The 23,643-nt window shown below is 55.4% G+C and carries 23 protein-coding genes and 4 tRNA genes; all 27 read right to left on the minus strand.

Going from position 1 to position 23,643, the window contains the following annotated elements; translation table 11 throughout:
- Positions 1-4: 4 nt before the first annotated feature.
- The gene (rpsC, locus tag GPL81_RS16360) at positions 5-691 is read right to left on the minus strand and encodes a 30S ribosomal protein S3 (RefSeq protein ID WP_007970424.1); all 687 of its coding nucleotides are present in this window, start codon (positions 689-691) and stop codon (positions 5-7) included.
- Between the two features lie 13 nt (positions 692-704).
- Positions 705-1,037: a 50S ribosomal protein L22 gene (gene rplV, locus GPL81_RS16365; protein WP_003103908.1), complete on the minus strand. Its 333-nt coding sequence runs from the start codon at positions 1,035-1,037 to the stop codon at positions 705-707.
- A gap of 11 nt (positions 1,038-1,048) precedes the next feature.
- Positions 1,049-1,324, minus strand: a complete 276-nt coding sequence (gene rpsS, locus GPL81_RS16370; protein ID WP_002555486.1) for a 30S ribosomal protein S19 — start codon at positions 1,322-1,324, stop codon at positions 1,049-1,051.
- Between the two features lie 16 nt (positions 1,325-1,340).
- Positions 1,341-2,165, minus strand: coding sequence for a 50S ribosomal protein L2 (gene rplB, locus GPL81_RS16375; protein WP_003186055.1), 825 nt, complete (start codon positions 2,163-2,165; stop codon positions 1,341-1,343).
- A gap of 14 nt (positions 2,166-2,179) precedes the next feature.
- Positions 2,180-2,479 (minus strand): 50S ribosomal protein L23, encoded by a 300-nt coding sequence (rplW, locus tag GPL81_RS16380; RefSeq protein WP_002555488.1) that lies wholly within the window; start codon positions 2,477-2,479, stop codon positions 2,180-2,182.
- Positions 2,476-3,078 carry a 50S ribosomal protein L4 gene (rplD, locus tag GPL81_RS16385; RefSeq protein ID WP_007924200.1) on the minus strand — a complete coding sequence of 201 codons (603 nt, stop codon included), beginning with the start codon at positions 3,076-3,078 and terminating at the stop codon, positions 2,476-2,478. Before rplD ends, rplW begins: the two co-directional genes overlap by 4 nt.
- Before the next feature lie 12 nt (positions 3,079-3,090).
- Positions 3,091-3,726 carry a 50S ribosomal protein L3 gene (gene rplC / locus GPL81_RS16390; RefSeq protein WP_003186059.1) on the minus strand — a complete coding sequence of 212 codons (636 nt, stop codon included), beginning with the start codon at positions 3,724-3,726 and terminating at the stop codon, positions 3,091-3,093.
- Positions 3,727-3,806: 80 nt separating this feature from the next.
- Positions 3,807-4,118 carry a 30S ribosomal protein S10 gene (gene rpsJ, locus GPL81_RS16395; RefSeq protein ID WP_003186070.1) on the minus strand — a complete coding sequence of 104 codons (312 nt, stop codon included), beginning with the start codon at positions 4,116-4,118 and terminating at the stop codon, positions 3,807-3,809.
- A gap of 158 nt (positions 4,119-4,276) precedes the next feature.
- Positions 4,277-5,470 (minus strand): elongation factor Tu, encoded by a 1,194-nt coding sequence (tuf, locus tag GPL81_RS16400; RefSeq protein ID WP_008018195.1) that lies wholly within the window; start codon positions 5,468-5,470, stop codon positions 4,277-4,279.
- Positions 5,471-5,500: 30 nt separating this feature from the next.
- Positions 5,501-7,606, minus strand: a complete 2,106-nt coding sequence (gene fusA, locus GPL81_RS16405; RefSeq protein ID WP_046815908.1) for an elongation factor G — start codon at positions 7,604-7,606, stop codon at positions 5,501-5,503.
- Between the two features lie 30 nt (positions 7,607-7,636).
- Complete coding sequence (gene rpsG, locus GPL81_RS16410; protein WP_002555493.1) at positions 7,637-8,107, minus strand: 30S ribosomal protein S7; 471 nt, start codon at positions 8,105-8,107, stop codon at positions 7,637-7,639.
- Positions 8,108-8,226: 119 nt separating this feature from the next.
- Positions 8,227-8,598, minus strand: a complete 372-nt coding sequence (gene rpsL, locus GPL81_RS16415) for a 30S ribosomal protein S12 (RefSeq protein ID WP_003186084.1) — start codon at positions 8,596-8,598, stop codon at positions 8,227-8,229.
- A 216-nt stretch (positions 8,599-8,814) separates the two neighbouring features.
- A complete protein-coding gene (gene rpoC / locus GPL81_RS16420) occupies positions 8,815-13,014 on the minus strand; it encodes a DNA-directed RNA polymerase subunit beta' (RefSeq protein ID WP_096514757.1) in 4,200 nt (1,399 codons plus the stop codon).
- A gap of 64 nt (positions 13,015-13,078) precedes the next feature.
- On the minus strand, positions 13,079-17,152 hold the full coding sequence (gene rpoB, locus GPL81_RS16425; protein ID WP_008018199.1) for a DNA-directed RNA polymerase subunit beta: 4,074 nt from the start codon (positions 17,150-17,152) through the stop codon (positions 13,079-13,081).
- Positions 17,153-17,372: 220 nt separating this feature from the next.
- Positions 17,373-17,738, minus strand: coding sequence for a 50S ribosomal protein L7/L12 (rplL, locus tag GPL81_RS16430; protein ID WP_007970414.1), 366 nt, complete (start codon positions 17,736-17,738; stop codon positions 17,373-17,375).
- A gap of 75 nt (positions 17,739-17,813) precedes the next feature.
- A complete protein-coding gene (gene rplJ, locus GPL81_RS16435; protein ID WP_007970413.1) occupies positions 17,814-18,314 on the minus strand; it encodes a 50S ribosomal protein L10 in 501 nt (166 codons plus the stop codon).
- Positions 18,315-18,512: 198 nt separating this feature from the next.
- A complete protein-coding gene (gene rplA, locus GPL81_RS16440; protein WP_003186095.1) occupies positions 18,513-19,208 on the minus strand; it encodes a 50S ribosomal protein L1 in 696 nt (231 codons plus the stop codon).
- Positions 19,208-19,639: a 50S ribosomal protein L11 gene (gene rplK / locus GPL81_RS16445; protein ID WP_007933726.1), complete on the minus strand. Its 432-nt coding sequence runs from the start codon at positions 19,637-19,639 to the stop codon at positions 19,208-19,210. The genes rplA and rplK overlap by 1 nt, the downstream gene beginning before the upstream one ends.
- A gap of 117 nt (positions 19,640-19,756) precedes the next feature.
- Positions 19,757-20,290: a transcription termination/antitermination protein NusG gene (nusG, locus tag GPL81_RS16450; RefSeq protein WP_007957598.1), complete on the minus strand. Its 534-nt coding sequence runs from the start codon at positions 20,288-20,290 to the stop codon at positions 19,757-19,759.
- A gap of 9 nt (positions 20,291-20,299) precedes the next feature.
- Entirely contained in the window at positions 20,300-20,668 is a 369-nt protein-coding gene (gene secE, locus GPL81_RS16455) for a preprotein translocase subunit SecE (protein WP_007896620.1), read from the minus strand.
- Between the two features lie 45 nt (positions 20,669-20,713).
- Positions 20,714-20,789, minus strand: a tRNA-Trp gene (locus tag GPL81_RS16460).
- Between the two features lie 171 nt (positions 20,790-20,960).
- A tRNA-Thr gene (locus tag GPL81_RS16465) sits at positions 20,961-21,036 on the minus strand.
- A 26-nt stretch (positions 21,037-21,062) separates the two neighbouring features.
- Positions 21,063-21,136, minus strand: a tRNA-Gly gene (locus GPL81_RS16470).
- 24 nt (positions 21,137-21,160) lie between these two features.
- Positions 21,161-21,245: transfer RNA gene (locus tag GPL81_RS16475), tRNA-Tyr, on the minus strand.
- Between the two features lie 143 nt (positions 21,246-21,388).
- The gene (locus tag GPL81_RS16480; RefSeq protein ID WP_160107599.1) at positions 21,389-21,829 is read right to left on the minus strand and encodes a hypothetical protein; all 441 of its coding nucleotides are present in this window, start codon (positions 21,827-21,829) and stop codon (positions 21,389-21,391) included.
- Between the two features lie 7 nt (positions 21,830-21,836).
- The gene (locus GPL81_RS16485; RefSeq protein WP_160107600.1) at positions 21,837-22,586 is read right to left on the minus strand and encodes a pantothenate kinase; all 750 of its coding nucleotides are present in this window, start codon (positions 22,584-22,586) and stop codon (positions 21,837-21,839) included.
- Positions 22,576-23,535: a bifunctional biotin--[acetyl-CoA-carboxylase] ligase/biotin operon repressor BirA gene (gene birA, locus GPL81_RS16490; RefSeq protein ID WP_160107601.1), complete on the minus strand. Its 960-nt coding sequence runs from the start codon at positions 23,533-23,535 to the stop codon at positions 22,576-22,578. Before birA ends, GPL81_RS16485 begins: the two co-directional genes overlap by 11 nt.
- Between the last annotated feature and the right edge of the window lie 108 nt (positions 23,536-23,643).

Raw genomic sequence — 23,643 nt, forward strand, 5'->3', positions numbered from 1 at the left:
CCCCTTACTTAGCAGCTTTTTTACGAGGCGCTGGTGCTTGTGGTTTCAGTTCTTCTTGGCGACCACCAATTACTTCGCCCTTGAAGATCCAAACCTTTACACCGATCACACCGTAAGTGGTGTGAGCTTCGTAGTTGGCATAGTCGATGTCGGCACGCAGGGTGTGCAATGGCACACGACCTTCGCGATACCATTCAGTACGTGCGATTTCAGCACCGCCGAGACGACCGCTCACTTGGATTTTGATGCCTTTGGCACCAATGCGCATGGCGTTCTGTACAGCGCGCTTCATAGCGCGACGGAACATTACGCGACGCTCCAGCTGCTGAGCTACGCTCTGCGCAACCAGCATACCGTCGAGTTCCGGCTTGCGGATCTCTTCGATATTGATGTGCACAGGCACACCCATTTGCTTGGTCAGGTCCTGACGCAGTTTCTCAACATCTTCACCTTTCTTCCCGATAACGATACCTGGACGAGCGGTGTGGATGGTGATGCGTGCAGTTTGGGCCGGACGATGGATATCGATACGGCTTACGGACGCGCTTTTTAGTTTGTCTTGGAGATACTCACGCACATTCAGATCTGCGAGCAAATAGTCCGCATAAGTCCGACCGTCTGCGTACCAGACGGAGGTGTGCTCCTTGACGATTCCCAGGCGAATGCCAATGGGATGTACTTTCTGACCCATCTCTTCGACTCCGTTACTTGTCAGCAACCTTGACAGTGATATGGCAAGACCGCTTGACGATGCGATCAGCACGGCCTTTGGCACGTGGCATGATGCGCTTCAGCGAACGCCCTTCGTTAACGAAAACGGTGCTGACCTTCAGGTCATCAACGTCTGCGCCTTCGTTATGCTCGGCGTTGGCTACGGCCGACTCCAGCACTTTCTTCATGATCTCGGCGGCTTTCTTACTGCTGAAAGCCAACAGGTTGAGCGCTTCGCCCACCTTCTTCCCGCGGATCTGGTCGGCGACCAAGCGGGCTTTCTGGGCGGAGATTCGAGCGCCCGACAACTTAGCGGCTACTTCCATTTCCTAACCCCTTAACGCTTGGCTTTCTTGTCTGCCACGTGCCCGCGATAAGTGCGGGTACCGGCGAACTCGCCCAGTTTGTGGCCGACCATGTCTTCGTTCACGAGAACTGGGACGTGCTGACGACCGTTGTGTACTGCGATGGTCAGACCGACCATTTGTGGCAGGATCATCGAACGACGCGACCAGGTTTTAACTGGTTTGCGATCGTTCTTTTCCGCCGCCACTTCGATCTTCTTCAGTAGGTGAAGATCGATAAAAGGACCTTTTTTCAGAGAACGTGGCACTGTCGTATCCCTCTATTTACTTGCGACGACGGACGATCATTTTGTCGGTACGCTTATTACCACGAGTCTTCGCGCCCTTAGTCGGGAAGCCCCATGGCGATACCGGATGACGACCACCAGAGGTACGACCTTCACCACCACCATGTGGGTGGTCAACCGGGTTCATGGCAACACCACGAACGGTTGGGCGAACGCCACGCCAGCGTTTGGCACCAGCTTTACCCAGCGAACGCAGGCTGTGCTCGGAGTTCGAGACTTCGCCCAGGGTCGCACGGCATTCAGCCAGCACTTTACGCATCTCACCAGAACGCAGACGCAGGGTCACGTAGACACCTTCACGAGCGATCAGCTGAGCCGAAGCACCAGCGGAACGAGCGATCTGAGCGCCTTTACCTGGCTTCAATTCGATGCCGTGTACGGTGCTACCAACTGGAATGTTACGCAGTTGCAGAGCGTTGCCCGGCTTGATCGGCGCCAAAGCACCTGCGATCAGCTGGTCGCCAGCACTCACGCCTTTAGGGGCGATGATGTAGCGACGCTCGCCATCTGCGTACAGCAGCAGAGCGATGTGAGCAGTACGGTTTGGATCGTATTCGATACGCTCGACAGTGGCAGCGATGCCATCTTTGTCGTTGCGACGGAAATCGACCAGACGATAATGCTGCTTATGACCACCACCGATGTGACGAGTGGTAATACGGCCATTGTTGTTACGACCACCAGACTTCGATTTCTTCTCGAGCAGCGGTGCGTGAGGAGCGCCTTTATGCAGCTCCTGGTTGACCACCTTGACCACAAAACGGCGGCCAGGGGAAGTCGGTTTGCATTTAACGATTGCCATGATGCACCCCTTCCTTACTCAGCACTGCTGCTGAAATCGAGATCTTGGCCTGGCTGAAGGGAGATAACTGCCTTCTTCCAGTCATTACGCTTGCCCAGACCGCGAGCAGTGCGCTTGCTCTTACCCAGAACATTCAGGGTAGTTACACGCTCTACTTTCACGCTGAACAGGCTTTCGACGGCCTTCTTGATTTCCAGCTTGGTTGCATCAGTAGCAACCTTGAAAACGAACTGGCCTTTCTTGTCTGCCAGAACCGTAGCCTTCTCGGAAACGTGCGGGCCAAGCAGAACTTTAAATACGCGTTCCTGGTTCATCCCAGCAGCTCCTCGAATTTCTTCACGGCCGACACGGTGATCAACACCTTGTCGTATGCGATCAGACTAACTGGATCGGAACCTTGCACATCACGTACATCTACGTGCGGCAGGTTGCGAGCAGCCAGGTACAGATTCTGATCAACAGCGTCCGACACGATCAGAACGTCGGTCAGGCTCATGTTGTTCAGCTTGCCCAGCAGATCTTTGGTTTTCGGCGTTTCAACAGCGAAATCCTGAACCACGACCAGACGATCAGTACGCACCAGCTCAGCAAGGATGGAACGCATTGCTGCGCGATACATCTTCTTGTTCAGCTTCTGGGAGTGATCCTGAGGACGAGCTGCGAAAGTGGTACCGCCGCCACGCCAGATTGGGCTACGGATAGTACCGGCACGAGCACGGCCAGTACCTTTCTGACGCCATGGGCGCTTACCGCCACCAGAAACGTCGGAACGGGTCTTTTGCTGCTTGCTACCCTGACGGCCGCCAGCCATGTAGGCCACGACTGCTTGGTGAACCAGCGTCTCGTTGAATTCGCCGCCAAATGTCAGTTCGGAAACTTCGATCGCTTGAGCGTCATTTACATTTAATTGCATGTCAGCTTCCCCTTAACCGCGAGCCTTGGCTGCTGGACGTACAACCAAGTTGCCGCCAGTAGCGCCAGGAACAGCGCCCTTGACCAACAACAGATTGCGTTCAGCGTCCACGCGCACTACTTCGAGGGACTGCACGGTCACGCGCTCAGCGCCCATATGACCGGACATTTTTTTGCCCTTGAATACACGACCAGGAGTCTGGCACTGGCCGATAGAGCCTGGAACGCGGTGGGATACGGAGTTACCGTGGGTGTTATCTTGCCCGCGGAAGTTCCAACGCTTGATCGTACCCTGGAAGCCTTTACCCTTGGACTGACCGGTTACATCAACCAGTTGACCAGCGGCGAAGATTTCAGCGTTGATCAGATCGCCGGCCTGGTACTCGCCTTCTTCAAGGCGGAATTCCATTACGGTACGACCAGCGGCAACGTTCGCCTTGGCGAAGTGGCCAGCCTGAGCTGCTGTTACACGCGAAGCACGACGCTCGCCGACAGTGACTTGCACTGCACGATAGCCATCGGTCTCTTCAGTTTTGAACTGGGTGACGCGATTCGGCTCGATCTCAATGACCGTGACCGGAATGGAGACACCTTCTTCGGTGAAAATACGGGTCATACCGCATTTACGACCGACTACACCAATAGTCATGTTGTAAACCTCATGAGTGTACGGGGCTTTCACCCGCTATGGCCGCCCATTTCAGAGCGTTACACGACTAAGACCGAGTCTTAGCCGAGGCTGATCTGCACTTCCACACCGGCCGCAAGATCAAGCTTCATAAGTGCATCAACGGTTTTATCCGTTGGCTGGACGATGTCCAGAACGCGCTTATGAGTACGGATCTCGTACTGGTCACGCGCGTCTTTGTTGACGTGCGGGGAGACCAGAACGGTGAACCGCTCTTTACGGGTAGGCAGTGGAATTGGACCACGCACTTGAGCACCAGTACGTTTCGCGGTTTCCACGATTTCCTGGGTTGATTGGTCGATCAGGCGATGGTCGAAAGCCTTCAACCTGATACGGATTTGCTGATTTTGCATTGGATTTCAGACTCCGGCTGCTATTCCCACCGGGCGCAATACGCCCGTTAAAAGGAGGCGCAATTCTATAGACGCCCCAGATAGGTGTCAACCCAATAAAAAAGCCCCCGCTGAGCGGGGGCTTTTTCAAAGCATCGACGCTATCTCAAAAGAGAAGCTTACTCGATGATTTTAGCTACAACGCCAGCACCAACGGTACGGCCGCCTTCACGGATAGCGAAGCGCAGACCGTCTTCCATTGCGATGGTTTTGATCAGGGTAACAGTCATCTGAATGTTGTCACCTGGCATTACCATTTCAACGCCTTCTGGCAGCTCGCAGTTACCGGTCACGTCAGTAGTACGGAAGTAGAACTGTGGACGGTAGCCTTTGAAGAACGGAGTGTGACGGCCGCCTTCTTCCTTGCTCAGAACGTAAACTTCTGCGGTGAACTTGGTGTGCGGCTTAACCGAACCTGGCTTAACCAGAACCTGACCACGCTCAACGTCGTCACGCTTGGTACCACGCAGCAGAACGCCGCAGTTCTCGCCAGCACGACCTTCGTCGAGCAGCTTGCGGAACATCTCAACACCGGTGCAGGTGGTGGTGGTGGTGTCACGCAGACCAACGATTTCCAGTGCATCTTGAACGCGAACGATACCGCGCTCGATACGACCAGTCACAACAGTACCACGACCCGAGATCGAGAATACGTCTTCGATTGGCATCAGGAATGGCTTGTCGATAGCACGCTCTGGCTCTGGGATGTAGGTATCCAGAGTTTCAACCAGCTTGCGAACAGCGCTGGTGCCCATTTCGTTATCGTCTTTGCCTTCCAGAGCCATACGAGCCGAACCGATGATGATCGGGGTGTCGTCGCCTGGGAAGTCGTAGGTGGACAGCAGGTCGCGAACTTCCATCTCAACCAGTTCCAGCAGCTCAGCGTCGTCTACCAGGTCAGCCTTGTTCAGGAAAACCACGATGTACGGAACGCCTACCTGACGGGACAGCAGGATGTGCTCACGGGTTTGTGGCATCGGACCATCAGCGGCCGAGCAAACCAGGATCGCGCCGTCCATCTGGGCAGCACCGGTGATCATGTTCTTCACGTAGTCAGCGTGACCTGGGCAGTCAACGTGAGCGTAGTGACGAATGTTCGAGTTGTACTCGACGTGCGCGGTATTGATGGTGATACCACGAGCTTTTTCTTCTGGCGCGCTGTCGATCTTGTCGAATTCAACTACGGCCGAACCGAAAACTTCGGAGCAGACGCGAGTCAGAGCAGCGGTCAGAGTGGTTTTACCGTGGTCAACGTGACCGATGGTGCCAACGTTGACGTGCGGTAGGGAACGATCAAATTTTTCTTTAGCCACGACAATTAACTCCTTGCCTAAAGGACTGAATCAGCCTTGTTTTTTGGTAACGGTTTCGACGATGTGCGACGGAGCCGTATTGTATTTTTTGAATTCCATAGAGTAGCTTGCGCGACCCTGGGACATCGAACGAACGTCGGTCGCATAACCGAACATCTCGCCCAACGGAACTTCAGCACGGATAACCTTACCGGAAACCGTATCTTCCATACCCAGAATCATGCCGCGACGACGGTTAAGGTCGCCCATCACGTCACCCATATAGTCTTCAGGCGTAACAACCTCTACCGCCATGATCGGCTCGAGCAACTCACCACCGCCCTTCTGGGCCAGTTGCTTGGTCGCCATGGAAGCAGCCACCTTAAACGCCATCTCGTTCGAGTCGACGTCGTGGTAAGAACCATCAAACACGGTAGCCTTCAGGCCGATCAGCGGATAGCCGGCAACAACGCCGTTCTTCATCTGCTCTTCGATACCCTTCTGGATAGCCGGGATGTATTCCTTAGGAACCACACCACCCACTACTTCGTTCAGGAATTGCAGACCTTCCTGACCTTCGTCAGCAGGTGCAAAACGGATCCAGCAATGACCGAACTGGCCACGACCACCGGACTGACGAACGAACTTGCCTTCGATTTCGCAGCTCTTCGTGATGCGCTCACGATAGGAAACCTGAGGCTTACCGATGTTGGCTTCGACGTTGAACTCACGGCGCATCCGGTCAACCAGGATGTCCAGGTGCAACTCGCCCATGCCGGAGATGATCGTTTGACCAGTCTCTTCATCAGTCTTGACGCGGAAAGACGGGTCTTCCTGAGCAAGTTTGCCCAGTGCGATACCCATTTTTTCCTGGTCATCCTTGGTCTTAGGCTCTACGGCAACCGAAATAACCGGCTCCGGGAAGTCCATGCGAACCAGGATGATTGGCTTGTCAGCGTTGCACAAAGTTTCGCCAGTGGTGACGTCCTTCATGCCGATCAAGGCCGCGATGTCGCCAGCGCGCACTTCCTTGATTTCTTCACGGGCGTTTGCGTGCATTTGCACCATACGACCCACGCGCTCTTTCTTGCCTTTAACCGAGTTGATCACGCCGTCGCCGGAGGCCAACACGCCCGAGTAAACACGGACGAAGGTCAAGGTACCCACGAATGGGTCGGTAGCGATCTTGAACGCCAGAGCCGAGAACGGCTCGTTGTCGTCTGCATGACGCTCCATTTGCTTTTCCTCGTCATCCGGGTCAGTACCCTTGATGGCAGGAATGTCGGTAGGAGCCGGCAGGTAGTCGATAACGGCGTCGAGAACCAGGGGAACACCCTTGTTCTTGAAGGAAGAACCGCAAACAGCCAGAACGATCTCACCAGCGATGGTACGCTGACGCAGAGCGGCCTTGATTTCCTCGATGGAAAGCTCTTCGCCTTCGAGGTACTTGTTCATCAGCTCTTCACTGGCTTCGGCCGCAGCCTCAACCATGTTGCTGCGCCACTCTTCAGCCAATTCCTGCAGTTCAGCAGGGATAGCTTCGCGACGCGGAGTCATGCCCTTGTCAGCATCGTTCCAGTAAACCGCTTCCATGGTCATCAGATCGATCTGACCCTGGAAGTTGTCTTCGGAACCGATAGCCAACTGGATCGGCACCGGAGTGTGACCCAGACGCTGCTTGATCTGAGCGATCACGCGCAGGAAGTTCGCACCGGCACGGTCCATTTTGTTCACGTAAACGATACGTGGAACGCCGTACTTGTTGGCTTGACGCCATACGGTTTCGGACTGAGGCTCAACGCCCGAAGTACCACAGAACACAACGACCGCGCCGTCGAGTACACGCAGGGAACGCTCAACTTCAATGGTGAAGTCAACGTGGCCCGGGGTGTCAATGACGTTGAAGCGGTATTGGTCTTTGTGCTGCTTCGCAGAACCCTGCCAGAAGGCGGTAATAGCAGCAGAAGTAATGGTAATACCACGCTCCTGCTCCTGCACCATCCAGTCTGTGGTCGCGGCGCCGTCATGCACCTCGCCCATCTTGTGACTTTTGCCGGTGTAAAAAAGGACGCGCTCGGTGGTGGTGGTTTTACCAGCATCCACGTGAGCAACGATACCAATGTTACGGTAGCGATTAATCGGTGTAGTACGAGCCATAAAGCCCTCGCAAAATTAGTGACGCTAAAATTAGAAGCGGTAGTGCGAGAAAGCTTTGTTAGCTTCAGCCATACGGTGCACGTCTTCACGCTTCTTAACTGCAGCACCTTTACCTTCGGCAGCGTCCAACAGTTCGCCAGCCAAACGCAGAGCCATAGACTTCTCGCCGCGCTTACGGGCGAAGTCTACCAACCAGCGCATTGCCAGAGCGTTACGACGGGACGGACGAACTTCAACCGGAACCTGGTAAGTAGCACCGCCTACACGGCGCGACTTTACTTCGACCAGCGGAGCGATGGCGTCGAGAGCTTTCTCGAAGATTTCCAGGGGGTCGCTGTTCTTGCGTTCTTTAACCTTTTCCAGCGCGCCATAAACGATACGCTCGGCAACGGCTTTCTTGCCGCTTTCCATTACGTGGTTCATGAACTTGGCCAGGATCTGGCTTCCGTATTTTGGATCGTCAAGCACTTCGCGCTTGGCTGCTACGCGTCTTCTTGGCATGGATAAGCCCTCAAACGGTCTTCAGGTTCGCTCGGAATTGGTGCCCTCTACGGGACGCCTCCGACCTTACTCTTATCGACTCAGAAAAATAGAAATCAGTTTTTTGCAGCAAGCGACCATTACTTCGGACGCTTGGTACCGTACTTCGAACGACCCTGGTTACGACCTTTAACGCCGGAAGTATCCAAAGAACCGCGAACGGTGTGGTAACGAACACCTGGCAAGTCTTTTACACGACCGCCGCGGATCAGTACCACGCTGTGCTCTTGCAGGTTGTGACCTTCACCACCGATGTACGAGGAAACCTCGAAACCGTTGGTCAGGCGCACACGGCATACTTTACGCAGTGCCGAGTTAGGTTTTTTCGGCGTGGTGGTGTACACACGGGTGCACACGCCACGACGTTGCGGGCAGTTCTGCAGCGCAGGTACGTCGGATTTCTCGACGATACGCTTACGCGGCTGACGTACCAGCTGGTTGATAGTTGCCATCTACTAGCTCCACTGTTGTCTTGCGACGCTATTGTCTTGCAAGAAAAGCAAAATGACAGGAACGAATTCCCGCCAAATTTAGGGGTACAAGAGTCTAAAGAGGATCTTGTCCCCAGTCAAGGCAAGGCCCCGCCCTCCCCGCTCATCCAACCTCGACAATTTGTCTCGATTCGATGAACGGAGCGACCAGGGCCTTACGCTCATTTACCGCAGAACTCAGTTACCGCTCGAGTTCAGCGCTTCGGTCAGTGCAGCTTCCACTTCACTGGCGCTTACGCGCAACGGTTTGTCTGCATCACGGCGGCGTTTACGCTCGCTGTGATAAGCCAGACCGGTACCAGCCGGGATCAGACGACCCACGACCACGTTTTCTTTCAGGCCGCGCAGGTAGTCGCGCTTGCCGGTTACCGCCGCTTCGGTCAGTACACGGGTGGTTTCCTGGAAGGAAGCCGCCGAGATGAACGATTCGGTGGACAACGACGCCTTGGTGATACCCAGCAGAACGCGAGTGAACTTGGAGACAAATTTGTCCTCGCCGCTCAAACGCTCGTTCTCTACCAGAACGTGAGTCAATTCCATCTGGTCGCCCTTGATGAAACTGGAATCGCCGGACTCAGCGATTTCAACTTTACGCAGCATCTGACGCAGAATGGTCTCGATGTGCTTGTCGTTGATCTTCACGCCTTGCAGACGATAAACGTCCTGGATCTCGTTAACGATGTACTTGGCCAGCGCACTCACACCCAGCAGACGCAGGATGTCGTGTGGATCGCTCGGACCGTCGGAGATAACTTCGCCGCGGTTTACCTGTTCGCCTTCGAACACGTTCAGGTGACGCCACTTCGGAATCAGCTCCTCGTACGGATCGCTACCGTCGTTCGGGGTGATAACCAGACGGCGCTTGCCCTTGGTCTCTTTACCGAACGCGATGGTGCCGCTGACTTCAGCCAGAATCGAGGCTTCTTTCGGACGACGGGCTTCGAACAAGTCGGCAACACGCGGCAGACCACCGGTGATGTCACGGGTCTTCGAAGTTTCTTGCGGAATACGAGCGATAACATCACCGATCGCAATTTTCGCACCGTCCGCTACACCGACCAGGGCGTTGGCTGGCAGGAAGTACTGAGCGATAACGTCAGTGCCTGGCAGCAACAGATCCTTGCCGTTGTCGTCGACCATCTTCACAGCAGGACGGATGTCCTTACCGGCAGCCGGACGGTCTTTGGCGTCGAGTACTTCAATGTTGGTCATACCGGTCAATTCGTCAGTCTGACGCTTGATCGTAATGCCTTCTTCCATGCCCACGTAGGTCACGGTACCTTTCATTTCGGTAACGATCGGGTGAGTGTGCGGATCCCACTTGGCCACGATTGCGCCAGCGTCGACCTTGTCACCTTCTTTAACCGAAATCACAGCACCGTACGGCAGCTTGTAACGCTCACGCTCACGACCGAAGTCATCAGCGATGGCCAGCTCACCGGAACGGGACACAGCAACCAGGTGACCATCCACTCGCTCAACGTGCTTCAGGTTATGCAGACGGACGGTACCGCCATTCTTCACCTGAACGCTGTCGGCTGCGGAGGTCCGGCTTGCCGCACCACCGATGTGGAACGTACGCATCGTCAGCTGGGTACCCGGCTCACCGATGGACTGGGCAGCGATAACGCCGACCGCTTCACCGATGTTCACCTGGTGACCACGAGCCAGATCGCGGCCGTAGCACTTGGCGCAAATGCCGTAGCGGGTTTCGCAGCTGATCGGCGAACGCACGATCACTTCGTCGATGCTGTTCAGCTCGATGAACTCGACCCACTTCTCGTCTACCAGGGTGCCAGCAGGAACGATAACGTCCTCGGTACCTGGCTTGAATACGTCACGGGCGATAACACGACCCAATACGCGCTCACCCAGCGGCTCTACAACGTCGCCGCCTTCAATGTGCGGAGTCATCAGCAGGCCGTGCTCGGTGCCGCAATCGATCTCGGTTACAACCAGATCTTGTGCCACGTCTACCAGACGACGAGTCAGGTAACCGGAGTTAGCGGTTTTCAACGCGGTATCCGCCAGACCTTTACGAGCACCGTGAGTGGAGATGAAGTACTGAAGTACGCTCAAACCTTCACGGAAGTTCGCAGTAATCGGCGTTTCGATGATGGAGCCGTCCGGCTTGGCCATCAGGCCACGCATACCGGCGAGCTGACGGATCTGCGCAGCAGAACCCCGTGCGCCCGAGTCGGCCATCATGTACATCGAGTTGAAGGATTCCTGGTCGACTTCGACGCCATGACGGTCGATGACTTTCTCTTTCGAGAGGTTGGCCATCATCGCCTTGGAAACTTCGTCGTTCGCCTTGGACCAAAGGTCGATCACTTTGTTGTACTTCTCGCCCTGGGTTACCAGGCCGGAGGCGTACTGACTTTCAATCTCTTTCACTTCGTCGGTAGCAGTACCGATGATGCGGGCTTTTTCATCCGGGATAACGAAGTCGTTAACGCCGATGGAAACGCCGGAAATGGTCGAGTAAGCAAAACCGGTATACATCAACTGGTCAGCGAAGATCACGGTCTCTTTCAGACCAACCACGCGGTAGCACTGGTTGATGAGCTTGGAGATCGCCTTTTTCTTCATTGGCAGGTTGACGACGTCGTACGACAGACCTTTCGGCACAACCTGGAACAGCAGCGCACGGCCGACAGTAGTGTCGACGATACGAGTGTTGGTCACGCTGCCGCCATCACGGTCGTTGACGGTTTCGTTGATCCGCACTTTAACCTTGGCGTGCAGTGCGGCTTCGCCGGCACGGAACACACGGTCAACTTCCTGCAGATCCGCGAACACACGACCTTCGCCCTTGGCGTTGATCGCTTCACGAGTCATGTAGTACAGACCCAATACAACGTCCTGCGACGGAACGATGATTGGCTCACCGTTGGCTGGCGACAGAATGTTGTTGGTCGACATCATCAACGCACGCGCTTCGAGCTGGGCTTCCAGTGTCAGCGGTACGTGCACGGCCATTTGGTCGCCGTCGAAGTCGGCGTTGTACGCGGCGCAGACCAGCGGGTGCAGCTGAATAGCCTTACCTTCGATCAGTACCGGTTCAAACGCCTGGATACCCAGACGGTGAAGGGTCGGTGCACGGTTGAGGAGAACCGGGTGTTCGCGGATCACTTCAGCGAGAACGTCCCAAACTTCCGGCAGCTCGCGCTCGACCATCTTCTTGGCAGCTTTAATGGTGGTCGCGAGACCACGCATTTCCAGCTTGCCGAAAATGAACGGCTTGAACAGCTCGAGAGCCATTTTCTTCGGCAGACCGCACTGGTGCAGACGCAGGGTCGGACCTACGGTAATTACCGAACGACCGGAGTAGTCAACACGCTTACCGAGCAAGTTTTGACGGAAACGACCCTGCTTACCCTTGATCATGTCAGCCAGGGATTTCAGAGGACGCTTGTTCGAACCAGTGATAGCGCGGCCACGACGACCGTTGTCGAGCAGTGCGTCGACGGCTTCCTGCAACATACGCTTTTCGTTGCGCACGATGATGTCCGGAGCGGACAGATCCAGCAGGCGCTTCAAACGGTTGTTACGGTTGATCACTCGACGATACAGGTCGTTGAGGTCGGAAGTCGCGAAACGACCGCCATCCAATGGGACCAGTGGACGCAGATCTGGTGGCAGAACCGGCAGAACGGTCAGCACCATCCACTCTGGGAGGTTGCCGGAACCCTGGAAGGCTTCCATCAACTTCAGACGCTTGGACAGCTTCTTGATCTTGGTTTCGGAGTTAGTTTGCGGAATTTCTTCACGCAGACGGCCAATCTCGTGCTCCAGGTCGATAGCGTGCAGCAGTTCGCGGACGGCTTCGGCACCCATGCGGGCATCGAAATCGTCGCCGAACTCTTCCAGCGCTTCGAAGTACTGCTCATCATTCAGCAGCTGACCTTTTTCAAGGGTGGTCATGCCTGGATCAATAACGACGTAGCTCTCGAAGTAGAGAACGCGTTCGATATCACGCAGGGTCATGTCCATCAGCAAGCCGATACGGGACGGCAGGGATTTCAGGAACCAGATGTGAGCAACTGGCGAGGCCAGTTCGATGTGCGCCATACGCTCACGACGAACTTTTGCCAGCGCGACTTCAACGCCGCACTTCTCGCAGATTACACCACGGTGCTTCAAGCGCTTGTACTTACCGCACAGGCACTCGTAATCCTTTACCGGGCCAAAGATCTTGGCGCAGAACAGGCCGTCACGTTCAGGTTTGAACGTACGGTAGTTGATGGTTTCCGGCTTTTTAACTTCACCGAACGACCACGAACGGATCATCTCAGGCGATGCCAATCCGATACGGATGGCGTCGAACTCTTCGACTTGACCCTGGTTTTTCAGCAAATTCAGTAGGTCTTTCAAGGCCTTTCCTCCTGGCGGAGCAGAGAGCGGGCAATCCTGCCCCGCTCTCGATTCGCGTCACGTGTTATTCGGTTTCCAGATCGATATCGATGCCGAGGGAACGAATTTCCTTGATCAACACGTTGAAGGACTCGGGCATGCCCGGCTCCATACGGTGATCGCCGTCCACGATGTTTTTGTACATCTTGGTCCGGCCGTTCACATCGTCCGACTTCACTGTGAGCATTTCTTGCAGAGTGTAAGCAGCACCGTATGCTTCCAGTGCCCAGACCTCCATCTCCCCGAAACGCTGACCACCGAACTGCGCCTTACCACCCAGCGGTTGCTGGGTAACCAGGCTGTACGAACCGGTAGAACGAGCGTGCATCTTGTCGTCTACCAAGTGGTTCAGCTTCAGCATGTACATGTAGCCAACGGTAACCGGGCGCTCGAACTTGTTGCCGGTACGGCCGTCAGTCAGCTGCATCTGGCCGCTTTCTGGCAGGTCAGCCAGTTTCAGCATGGCCTTGATTTCGCTTTCCTTGGCGCCGTCGAACACTGGAGTGGCCATTGGAACGCCGCCACGCAGGTTTTGAGCCAGATCCAGGATTTCCTGGTCCGAGAAGTCATCGAGGCTTTCCTGACGACCGCCGATCTCGTTATAGATCTCGTGCAGGAATTTACGCAGCTCGGCAACTTTGCGCTGCTCTTCAACCATACGGTTGATCTTCTCGCCCAGACCTTTGGCCGCGAGGCCCAGGTGGGTTTCAAGGATCTGACCAACGTTCATACGCGAAGGTACGCCCAACGGGTTGAGGACCACGTCGACCGGGGTGCCATTGGCATCGTGCGGCATGTCTTCAACCGGCATGATCACGGAGACCACACCCTTGTTACCGTGACGACCGGCCATCTTGTCACCCGGCTGGATGCGACGACGGATAGCCAGGTAAACCTTGACGATTTTCAGCACACCTGGAGCCAGGTCATCGCCCTGCTGCAGTTTGCGCTTCTTGTCTTCGAACTTGTCGTCCAGCAGACGGCGACGATCAACGATGTAGGCCTGAGCCTTCTCGAGCTGCTCGTTCAGAGCATCTTCAGCCATGCGCAGTTTGAACCACTGGCCGTGCTCAAGACCATCGAGCACTTCGTCGGTGATGTCCTGGCCTTTCTTCAGACCGGCGCCGCCTTCGGCTTTGTGGCCGACCAGGGCGGAACGCAGACGTTCGAAAGTAGCGCCTTCAACGATGCGGAACTCTTCGTTCAGGTCCTTACGGATCTCGTCCAGCTGGGACTTCTCGATCGACAGGGCACGAGCGTCACGCTCAACGCCGTCGCGGGTGAAGACCTGTACGTCAATGACAGTACCTTTGGTACCGGTAGGTACGCGCAGGGAGGTGTCTTTAACGTCGCTGGCTTTTTCACCGAAGATCGCACGCAGCAGTTTTTCTTCCGGAGTCAGCTGGGTCTCGCCTTTCGGAGTGACCTTACCAACCAGGATGTCGCCTGCGCCAACTTCAGCACCTACGTAAACGATACCGGCTTCGTCCAGCTTGTTCAGTGCCGCTTCACCCACGTTCGGGATGTCGGCAGTGATTTCCTCTGGCCCAAGCTTGGTGTCACGCGCCACACAGGTCAGTTCCTGGATGTGGATCGTGGTGAAGCGGTCTTCCTGAACCACACGCTCGGACAGGCAGATGGAGTCTTCGAAGTTGAAGCCGTTCCATGCCATGAACGCGATGCGCATGTTTTGACCCAGAGCCAGCTCACCCATGTCGGTGGACGGGCCGTCGGCCATGATGTCGCTACGCTGGACCCGATCACCCTTACGCACCAGCGGACGCTGGTTAATGCAGGTGTTCTGGTTGGAGCGTGTGTATTTGGTCAGGTTGTAGATGTCGACACCGGCTTCACCAGTTTCAACTTCGTCATCGGCAACACGAACCACGATACGGCTGGCGTCGACGGAGTCGATCACGCCGCCACGGCGAGCCACGACGCAAACGCCGGAGTCACGGGCTACGTTACGCTCCATGCCGGTACCTACCAGCGGCTTGTCAGCACGCAGGGTCGGTACAGCTTGACGCTGCATGTTCGAACCCATCAACGCACGGTTGGCGTCGTCGTGCTCGAGGAACGGGATCAGCGACGCTGCAACCGAAACTACCTGCTTCGGCGAAACGTCCATCAAGGTGACGTCTTCCGGCGCCTTGACGGTGAATTCGTTCAAGTGACGAACAGCTACCAACTCGTCGATCAGGACTTTCTTGTCGTTCATCGTGGCCGAAGCCTGAGCGATCACGTGATCGGCTTCTTCGATGGCGGACAGGAACACGATCTCATCGGTGACCAGAGCGTCTTTCACCACGCGGTACGGGCTCTCGAGGAAACCGTACTGGTTGGTGCGCGCATAGGCGGCCAGGGAGTTGATCAGACCGATGTTCGGGCCTTCCGGCGTTTCAATCGGGCATACGCGACCGTAGTGAGTCGGGTGTACGTCACGAACTTCAAAGCCCGCGCGCTCACGAGTCAAACCGCCTGGGCCGAGTGCAGAAACACGACGCTTGTGGGTAATCTCGGACAGCGGGTTGTTCTGGTCCATGAACTGGGACAGCTGGCTGGAACCGAAGAACTCTTTCACCGCCGCAGCCACTGGCTTGGCGTTGATCAGGTCTTGCGGCATCAGGCCTTCGCTTTCAGCCATCGACAGACGCTCTTTGACCGCACGCTCAACACGTACCAGGCCAACGCGGAACTGGTTCTCGGCCATTTCGCCTACGCAGCGAACACGGCGGTTACCCAGGTGGTCGATGTCATCGACGATGCCTTTACCGTTACGGATGTCGACCAGGGTCTTCAGTACCGCGACGATGTCTTCCTTGCACAGCACGCCCGAACCTTCGATCTCGGTACGACCGATACGACGGTTGAACTTCATCCGGCCGACCGCAGACAGGTCATAGCGCTCAGGGCTGAAGAACAGGTTGTTGAACAGGGTCTCGGCAGCGTCTTTGGTTGGCGGCTCGCCAGGACGCATCATGCGATAGATCTCGACCAGCGCTTCCAGTTGGTTGCTGGTGGAGTCGATCTTCAAGGTATCGGAGACGAACGGACCGCAGTCGATATCGTTGGTGTACAGAGTTTCGATGCGAACAACGCCGGCCTTGGCGATTTTCGCCAGGATCTCGGTGTTCAGCTCGGTGTTGCACTCTGCCAGGATTTCGCCGGTTGCCGGATGCACGATGACCTTGGCGGTTGTGCGACCCAGGACGTAGTCCAGAGGCACATCCAGCTCTTTGATCCCGGCTTTTTCCAGCTGGTTGATGTGGCGAGCGGTGATACGACGACCTTGCTCGACAATAACCTTGCCTTTGTCATCCTGAATATCGAGGACAGCGATTTCACCGCGCAGGCGCTGAGGCACCAGCTCCAGGCTCAGGGTCTCGCCCTTCACGTGGAATACGTTGGTGGTATAGAACGCGTCCAGCACTTCTTCAGTGGTATAGCCCAGCGCGCGCAGCAGTACCGAGGCAGGCAGCTTGCGACGACGGTCGATACGCACGAATACGCAGTCTTTCGGGTCGAACTCGAAGTCCAGCCACGAACCGCGGTAAGGAATGATGCGTGCGGAGTACAGCAGTTTGCCGGAGCTGTGCGTCTTGCCACGGTCGTGGTCGAAGAACACGCCCGGGGAACGGTGCAGCTGGGAAACGATTACACGCTCGGTACCGTTGATTACGAAGGTACCGTTTTCAGTCATCAGGGGGATTTCACCCATGTAGACTTCTTGCTCTTTGATGTCCTTGATCGCTTTGTTCGACGATTCTTTGTCGAAAATGATCAGGCGCACTTTTACCCGCAAAGGTACGGCGTAAGTTACACCGCGCAATACGCATTCTTTGACATCAAATGCCGGTTCGCCCAGACGATATCCGACGTACTCCAGCGCAGCATTGCCGGAGTAGCTGATGATCGGGAAAACGGATTTGAAGGCCGCATGCAGGCCCACGTCGCGGAACTGATCTTTAGTCGCTCCCGCTTGCAAGAATTCACGATACGAATCCAGCTGGATGGCCAGGAGGTACGGCACATCCATGACGTCCGGCAACTTGCTAAAGTCCTTGCGGATACGTTTTTTCTCAGTATATGAGTAAGCCATCAGCGTTCCCCAGCTTGGTCACCTGCTTGTTTGGCCCCTCCCGACGGGAGCAGCCAGAAAATCGTGCAAACCCCATGGTTTGCGCCACCGCATCGGGTGGTTACAGCACGTTATCGGCACCGACCCAGTCGGCTGCCAATAACGGAAAAAGGCCGGTGGCAAGAGCCACCAGCCATCAGCCTGTCGCTTAACGCTCGGGCTGGAGGAGCAAAGTCGATGCTTACTTCAGCTCGACTTTAGCGCCTGCTTCTTCCAGAGCTGCTTTGGCTTTGTCAGCTGCGTCTTTGGCAACAGCTTCCAGAACCATGGCAGGTGCGCCGTCAACTACAGCCTTGGCTTCTTTCAAGCCCAGACCGGTCAGTTCACGTACAGCCTTGATCACGTTAACTTTCTTCTCGCCAGCTTCGGTCAGCATGACGTTGAATTCGGTTTGCTCTTCAGCAACGGCAGCAGCAACAGCTGGACCAGCCGATGCAGCAGCAGCGGTAACACCGAATTTTTCTTCGAAAGCTTTGATCAGCTCAACAACTTCCATTACGGACATGTTGCCAACTGCTTCAAGGATATCGTTCTGAGAGATAGACATGAATCTAATTCCTGATATTGGGGACGGCCTACGCGACCATCGAAAAAAACAAAAAACGCGAGAAGTTGACGAGCCTTAGGCTGCAGCAGCTTCTTTCTGGTCGCGAATTGCCGCCAGAGTACGAGCCAATTTGCTGGTAGCGCCTTGAATCACGCTCATCAGCTGAGAAATTGCTTCGTCACGGGTCGGCAGAGTTGCCAGTACGTCGATTTGGTTAGCTGCGAGGAACTTGCCCTCGAACGCAGCTGCCTTGATCTCGAACTTGTCCTGACCCTTTGCGAATTCCTTGAAGATCCGGGCAGCAGCGCCTGGATGTTCCTTGGAGAACGCAATCAGGGTAGGGCCAGTGAACACGTCGTTGAGGACACTGAATTCAGTGTCAGCAACAGCGCGCTTGAGCAGGGTGTTACGTACAACACGTACGTAAACGCCAGCTTCACGAGCCTCTTTACGGAGTCCGGTCATCGCGCCTACTGTTACGCCACGGGCATCAGCCACGACAGCGGACAGAGCGACTTTGGCAGCCTCGTTGACTTCAGCGACGATGGCCTTCTTGTCTTCGAGTTTAATTGCCACGGGTTTAACTCCTGCTTGTTACCGTTTCATCTGGTCGAAACCGGATGTCGTTTTGGTGTCTGATTCGGTAAGGAACCGGGAGCACCATCTGCGTAGGCTTGTGGTTTAAGACTTGCGTCGCCTACGGTCTTGGATAGCCCCCGCCAGGCAGGGACCCCAATCTTTCAACTGGCGCGAACAATCGCGCCAATCTTTGTCTTACGCGTCCAGCGAGCTCTGGTCGATGACCAGACCTGGGCCCATGGTGGTGCTCAGGGTAACGCGCTTGACGTAAATGCCTTTCGAGGAAGCTGGCTTGATACGCTTCAGATCAGCGATCAGGGCTTCAACGTTTTCCTTCAGCTTGACGGCATCGAAGCCGATCTTGCCAACGGAGGTGTGGATGATGCCGTTTTTGTCGGTGCGATAACGAACCTGACCAGCTTTGGCGTTTTTAACCGCGGTAGCTACGTCTGGAGTTACGGTGCCGACTTTAGGGTTAGGCATCAGGCCACGTGGACCGAGGATCTGACCCAGTTGACCTACAACGCGCATGGCATCCGGGGATGCAATCACTACGTCATAGTTCAGGTCGCCGCCTTTCATTTCGGCAGCCAGGTCATCCATACCTACACGGTCAGCGCCGGCAGCCAGAGCGGCCTCAGCAGCTGGACCTTGGGTGAACACAGCAACGCGAACAGTCTTGCCAGTGCCGTGTGGCAGCACGGTAGCGCTACGAACGACCTGGTCGGATTTACGCGGGTCAACACCCAGGTTTACAGCTACGTCGAACGACTCGCTGAACTTGACAGTCGACAGCTCGGCCAGCAGAGCAGCGGCGTCTACAAAGTTGTAGGCCTTGCCTGCTTCGATTTTGCCGGCGATAGCCTTTTGACGCTTGGTCAGCTTAGCCATTACACACCCTCCACGTTAAGGCCCATGCTACGAGCAGAACCGGCGATAGTACGCACGGCTGCTTCCATATCAGCTGCAGTCAGATCCGCGTTTTTGGTTTTCGCGATTTCTTCCAGCTGAGCACGAGTCACGGTGCCAACCTTAACGGTGTTCGGACGAGCGGAACCGCTGGTCAGACCGGCCGCCTTCTTCAGCAGAACCGAAGCAGGGGTGGATTTGGTTTCGAAAGTGAAGCTACGGTCGCTGTAGACAGTGATGATCACTGGAGTCGGCAGACCTGGCTCAAGACCCTGAGTACGGGCGTTGAAAGCCTTGCAGAATTCCATGATGTTCACGCCGTGCTGACCCAGAGCAGGACCAACAGGTGGGCTTGGGTTAGCCTGAGCGGCCTTCACTTGCAGCTTGATGTAAGCGGTAATCTTCTTGGCCATGAGGCACTCCAATTACGGGTTCAAACGCCTCGAAAGGCTCCCCGGTTACTTGCGCGTTTATCCCAGTGACGACAAAACCCCACAGCCTATGGCTGCGGGGTTGGGATGCTTGCTCAGCTAGACCTTTTCGACCTGACTGAACTCCAACTCTACCGGAGTAGAGCGACCGAAAATGAGCACAGCCACTTGGATCCGGCTCTTTTCGTAGTTAACTTCTTCGACAACACCGTTAAAGTCAGCGAACGGACCGTCATTGACGCGCACCGTCTCACCTGGCTCAAACAGAGTCTTCGGTTTCGGCTTATCGCTACCATCGGCGACGCGACGCAGAATTGCTTCCGCTTCTTTATCAGTGATCGGCGCAGGCTTATCGGCAGTTCCACCGATGAACCCCATCACTCGAGGAGTATCCTTGACCAAGTGCCAAGTACCCTCGTTCATGTCCATCTGAACCAGCACATAACCCGGGAAGAATTTGCGCTCGCTCTTGCGCTTCTGGCCATTACGCATTTCAACCACTTCTTCAGTGGGAACCAGAATCTCGCCGAAGCCATCTTCCATGCCAGCCAGCTTTACGCGCTCAATCAACGAGCGCATGACATGCTTCTCGTAACCGGAGTAAGCATGCACAACATACCAACGCTTAGCCACGGGACACCCTTAGCCGACGATCAAGGAAACAAGCCAGCCGAGCAGGGAATCAAGCCCCCACAACAGCAACGCCATAACCAGGACAACAGCCACAACGATCAACGTGGTCTGCGTGGTTTCTTGGCGAGTTGGCCATACGACTTTACGAATTTCGGTGCGCGCTTCCTTAACCAGTACAAAGAAAGACTTGCCCTTAACTGTCTGCAGGCCTACAAAGGCAGCTACAGCAGCAATCACAAGCAAAGCGAGCACGCGGTACAGGATCGGCGAAGCAGAGTAATACTGATTGCCAACAACGCCAACAACCACCAAAGCAACTACTACTAGCCACTTGAGCAGATCGAAGCGAGAGCCTTGAGCTTCAGCTTTAGGAGTCATCTATGAAGATCCTGTGAAAAGAAAGCCAGACACACCTGGTGAATCTGGCAGGTCAGGAGGGAATCGAACCCCCAACCTACGGTTTTGGAGACCGTCGCTCTGCCAATTGAGCTACTGACCTAAAACAAAATCAGGCCGACCATTATGCAGACCTGAAAAAGACTTTACAACCACTTGCTAGACAACCCGACTAAACACCAACACCTACGAGAGCATTCGCCCTCAAACCACGATGAGGCGCAGCCGTAGCCGCCTAAAACAAAGGCAGATATTTTCATATCTGCCTTTTGTATGGAGCTCTTGAGCGGATTTGAACCGCTGACCTCACCCTTACCAAGGGTGTGCTCTACCAACTGAGCTACAAGAGCGTAACACCGTGCAAAACCTGTAAACTTGGAGCGGGTAGCGGGAATCGAACCCGCATCATCAGCTTGGAAGGCTGAGGTTCTACCACTAAACTATACCCGCGAGGCTTACAGCTCTCGCTAAAAATGGTGGAGGGGGAAGGATTCGAACCTTCGAAGTCGTAGACGTCAGATTTACAGTCTGATCCCTTTGGCCGCTCGGGAACCCCTCCTAAGCGAGCCGGCATTCTACATCATGCCAGCCTTCTGTCAAGCATTTTTCTCATTAAAAACCTGAGCTTAGCTGCGTTGACCTCGCTTCACACCGTTTACCGTTTTAGGTCTTCACTGTGGAGCGGGCGCCATTCTATGCAAACTATTCGGCGGGTGCAACCCCCTCGCAAGGCATTATTTTATGTTTTAACTCATTGAATTCTCTAGAAAGGTTTAGCAGCTGCAAGTCATCAAGCCAGCGCCGGCTTTCGGGAGCCACACGCACCCAGTAAGCGGCGGATTCGGAGTTACCCTTGGGTAGCGCCTGAAACTTGACATCCATACCACTCAGCCGGCGCTCAAGCCCCTGAGCAACATCCTGGCGAGTAAAGCCACCCACATAAAGACAACCCGCATCTGCCTGGACAGCCTTTGCCTTATCTTTTGCCGAGTCCGTTGCCTCACTTAGCAGACGAATGTCCTGCTGGGACCCCCGATACAAACTCAAGGGTGTTACATCCTTCGCGCGCAGAGGAGCCTCCTGTTGATGCCAGATGTAATAGAACACATTGAGAACAAGCAGCAGCAGAAACAACCAACGCATAAAGACCTCAGGACAAAGGGCACGCCATAGCCAAGCCGACAAACACCAGATCCGGTACCACTCTGGCCTCAGGTACGATTTCTGAGACCTGAGCCGCATCCCCCCCCGTCAGAAACACCGTGAAATCCTTACCCCAATAGCTACGTGCCAATTCAAGCTGAGTCAGCACAAAGCCCCGAAGCATCAGCAGACAGCCGCGCTCGACCGCCTCAACAGTCGTACGGCCCGGAATGAGCTTTTCCAAAGCACGCTCAGCAGCGACGTCGCCATAACGAATCTTGCGAGTGTGGGTGCGAAGCTGATTACGCATCAACGGCATCCCCGGACATATGAATCCGCCAAGATGTTCCCCATCCGCAGCAACGAAATCAGCGGTGACTGCTGTACCGAAATCCAGCACAAGGCAAGCGCCGGTTGCCAAATGAAACCCTCCGAGCAAGGCGAGCCATCGATCCAGCCCTAGCCGCTCGAACTCCTCATAGCCGTTACGGACACCGGACATCTCACGCGCCGGAGATGCACAGACCACGGACACCTCGAACACCTCCTGCAACAGCAGGATCAATGCATTGGTTTCATCTGCCGTCCTGACACTGACCAGCCGGCAATACTTGAGAGCAAGGCCCACGAGCCCTTTCAAGCCCTCGAGCAGTGCGAGGTCCGAATCGACAACCCCCTCACCCACCACTAGCTGGCCATTCGCATCAAGCACACGCCATTTGATAAAACTGTTTCCGCAGTCGAGCTCAAGAATCATTACGCAACCTCAGACTCAGCTCACCACCACTGAAGGCCTTTTCCACACCATCCACCTTCAAGCGCAACGCGCCCTGCCCATCAATACCCAGCACTTCGCCATCTACTTGGTTAACACCAGCAATCAACGACACTGCACGCCCCTGCCACAGATGATTTTGCTCCCACTCGGCCCGAACAGCTGAAAAGCCGCCAATCTGATGTCGGGCCAAGTATTTCTGCAGCATCACCCCAAGCTCTGCAGCCAGGTGATTGCGATCAAACGCCCTGCCCGACTCGAGACGCATGGACGTCCATTGCTGATCGACCTCATCAGCCATCTGCATATTTACATTAATACCGATACCCAGCACCACGTGACAAACGTCGGCAGGATCCCCGACCAACTCCAGCAGTATTCCGGCAATCTTCTTCTGACCGACCAGGACATCATTGGGCCATTTCAATCCTACCCCCGGAATACCAAGCTCGCGCAGGACCTGCATGACCGCCAGCCCGACGACAAGACTCAACCCTTCCAGTTGCCGCATTCCACCTTCGACACGCAGTACCAGGCTGTAATAGATGTTTTCTGCGAAAGGACTTACCCACTTCCGCCCTCGCCGCCCGCGACCGGCAGTCTGCCGCTCAGCAAGCACGACAAAAGGCGCAGCCTGATGCCGCTCGATGGCACGCAGAGCTTCAGCATTTGTGGAGTCAATTGAATGGAAGACCAGGACAGGCCAACCACAAGACGGCGCCAATCGCCCGATCTCCGCCGGATCAAGCAGCGTCAGCGGCGCAGCCAGCTGATAACCACGCCCTCGAACCTTGTGAATGGATAATCCCAGCTCAGCCTCTAACTGCTGAAGCTGCTTCCATACAGCACTGCGACTAACCCCCAAGGCAGCGCCCAGTGCCTGCCCCGAATGGAATCGGCCATCTTTAAGAAGCTTTAACAACGTCAGCATGCAAGTCTCGCCTCACAATGAGGCCCGCATGATAGCCACGCCCCGAGCAGTTGCATAGAAACCTGGCGAAGCAGATTTTCCTGCGGACAAAACAAAACCCCTACCTGC

The organism is Pseudomonas izuensis (assembly GCF_009861505.1).
GTDB classification, from domain to species: Bacteria; Pseudomonadota; Gammaproteobacteria; order Pseudomonadales; family Pseudomonadaceae; genus Aquipseudomonas; species Aquipseudomonas izuensis.

Bases quoted from the DNA above. Each gene is read 5' to 3' on its own strand.
- rplA (WP_003186095.1), bottom strand. From the start codon at position 19,208: ATGGCTAAGCTGACCAAGCGTCAAAAGGCTATCGCCGGCAAAATCGAA.
- GPL81_RS16480 (WP_160107599.1), bottom strand. From the start codon at position 21,829: ATGCGTTGGTTGTTTCTGCTGCTGCTTGTTCTCAATGTGTTCTATTAC.
- rplW (WP_002555488.1), bottom strand. From the start codon at position 2,479: ATGAACCAGGAACGCGTATTTAAAGTTCTGCTTGGCCCGCACGTTTCC.
- rpsG (WP_002555493.1), bottom strand. From the start codon at position 8,107: ATGCCAAGAAGACGCGTAGCAGCCAAGCGCGAAGTGCTTGACGATCCA.
- rplD (WP_007924200.1), bottom strand. From the start codon at position 3,078: ATGCAATTAAATGTAAATGACGCTCAAGCGATCGAAGTTTCCGAACTG.
- birA (WP_160107601.1), bottom strand. From the start codon at position 23,535: ATGCTGACGTTGTTAAAGCTTCTTAAAGATGGCCGATTCCATTCGGGG.
- rpsL (WP_003186084.1), bottom strand. From the start codon at position 8,598: ATGGCAACTATCAACCAGCTGGTACGTCAGCCGCGTAAGCGTATCGTC.
- rplV (WP_003103908.1), bottom strand. From the start codon at position 1,037: ATGGAAGTAGCCGCTAAGTTGTCGGGCGCTCGAATCTCCGCCCAGAAA.
- rpsC (WP_007970424.1), bottom strand. From the start codon at position 691: ATGGGTCAGAAAGTACATCCCATTGGCATTCGCCTGGGAATCGTCAAG.
- fusA (WP_046815908.1), bottom strand. From the start codon at position 7,606: ATGGCTCGTACTACACCGATTAATCGCTACCGTAACATTGGTATCGTT.
- rplL (WP_007970414.1), bottom strand. From the start codon at position 17,738: ATGTCTATCTCTCAGAACGATATCCTTGAAGCAGTTGGCAACATGTCC.
- rpsJ (WP_003186070.1), bottom strand. From the start codon at position 4,118: ATGCAAAATCAGCAAATCCGTATCAGGTTGAAGGCTTTCGACCATCGC.
- secE (WP_007896620.1), bottom strand. From the start codon at position 20,668: ATGACTCCTAAAGCTGAAGCTCAAGGCTCTCGCTTCGATCTGCTCAAG.
- rplB (WP_003186055.1), bottom strand. From the start codon at position 2,165: ATGGCAATCGTTAAATGCAAACCGACTTCCCCTGGCCGCCGTTTTGTG.
- rplC (WP_003186059.1), bottom strand. From the start codon at position 3,726: ATGACTATTGGTGTAGTCGGTCGTAAATGCGGTATGACCCGTATTTTC.
- rpoB (WP_008018199.1), bottom strand. From the start codon at position 17,152: ATGGCTTACTCATATACTGAGAAAAAACGTATCCGCAAGGACTTTAGC.
- rplK (WP_007933726.1), bottom strand. From the start codon at position 19,639: ATGGCCAAGAAGATTACCGCTTACATCAAGCTGCAAGTGAAGGCCGCT.
- GPL81_RS16485 (WP_160107600.1), bottom strand. From the start codon at position 22,586: ATGATTCTTGAGCTCGACTGCGGAAACAGTTTTATCAAATGGCGTGTG.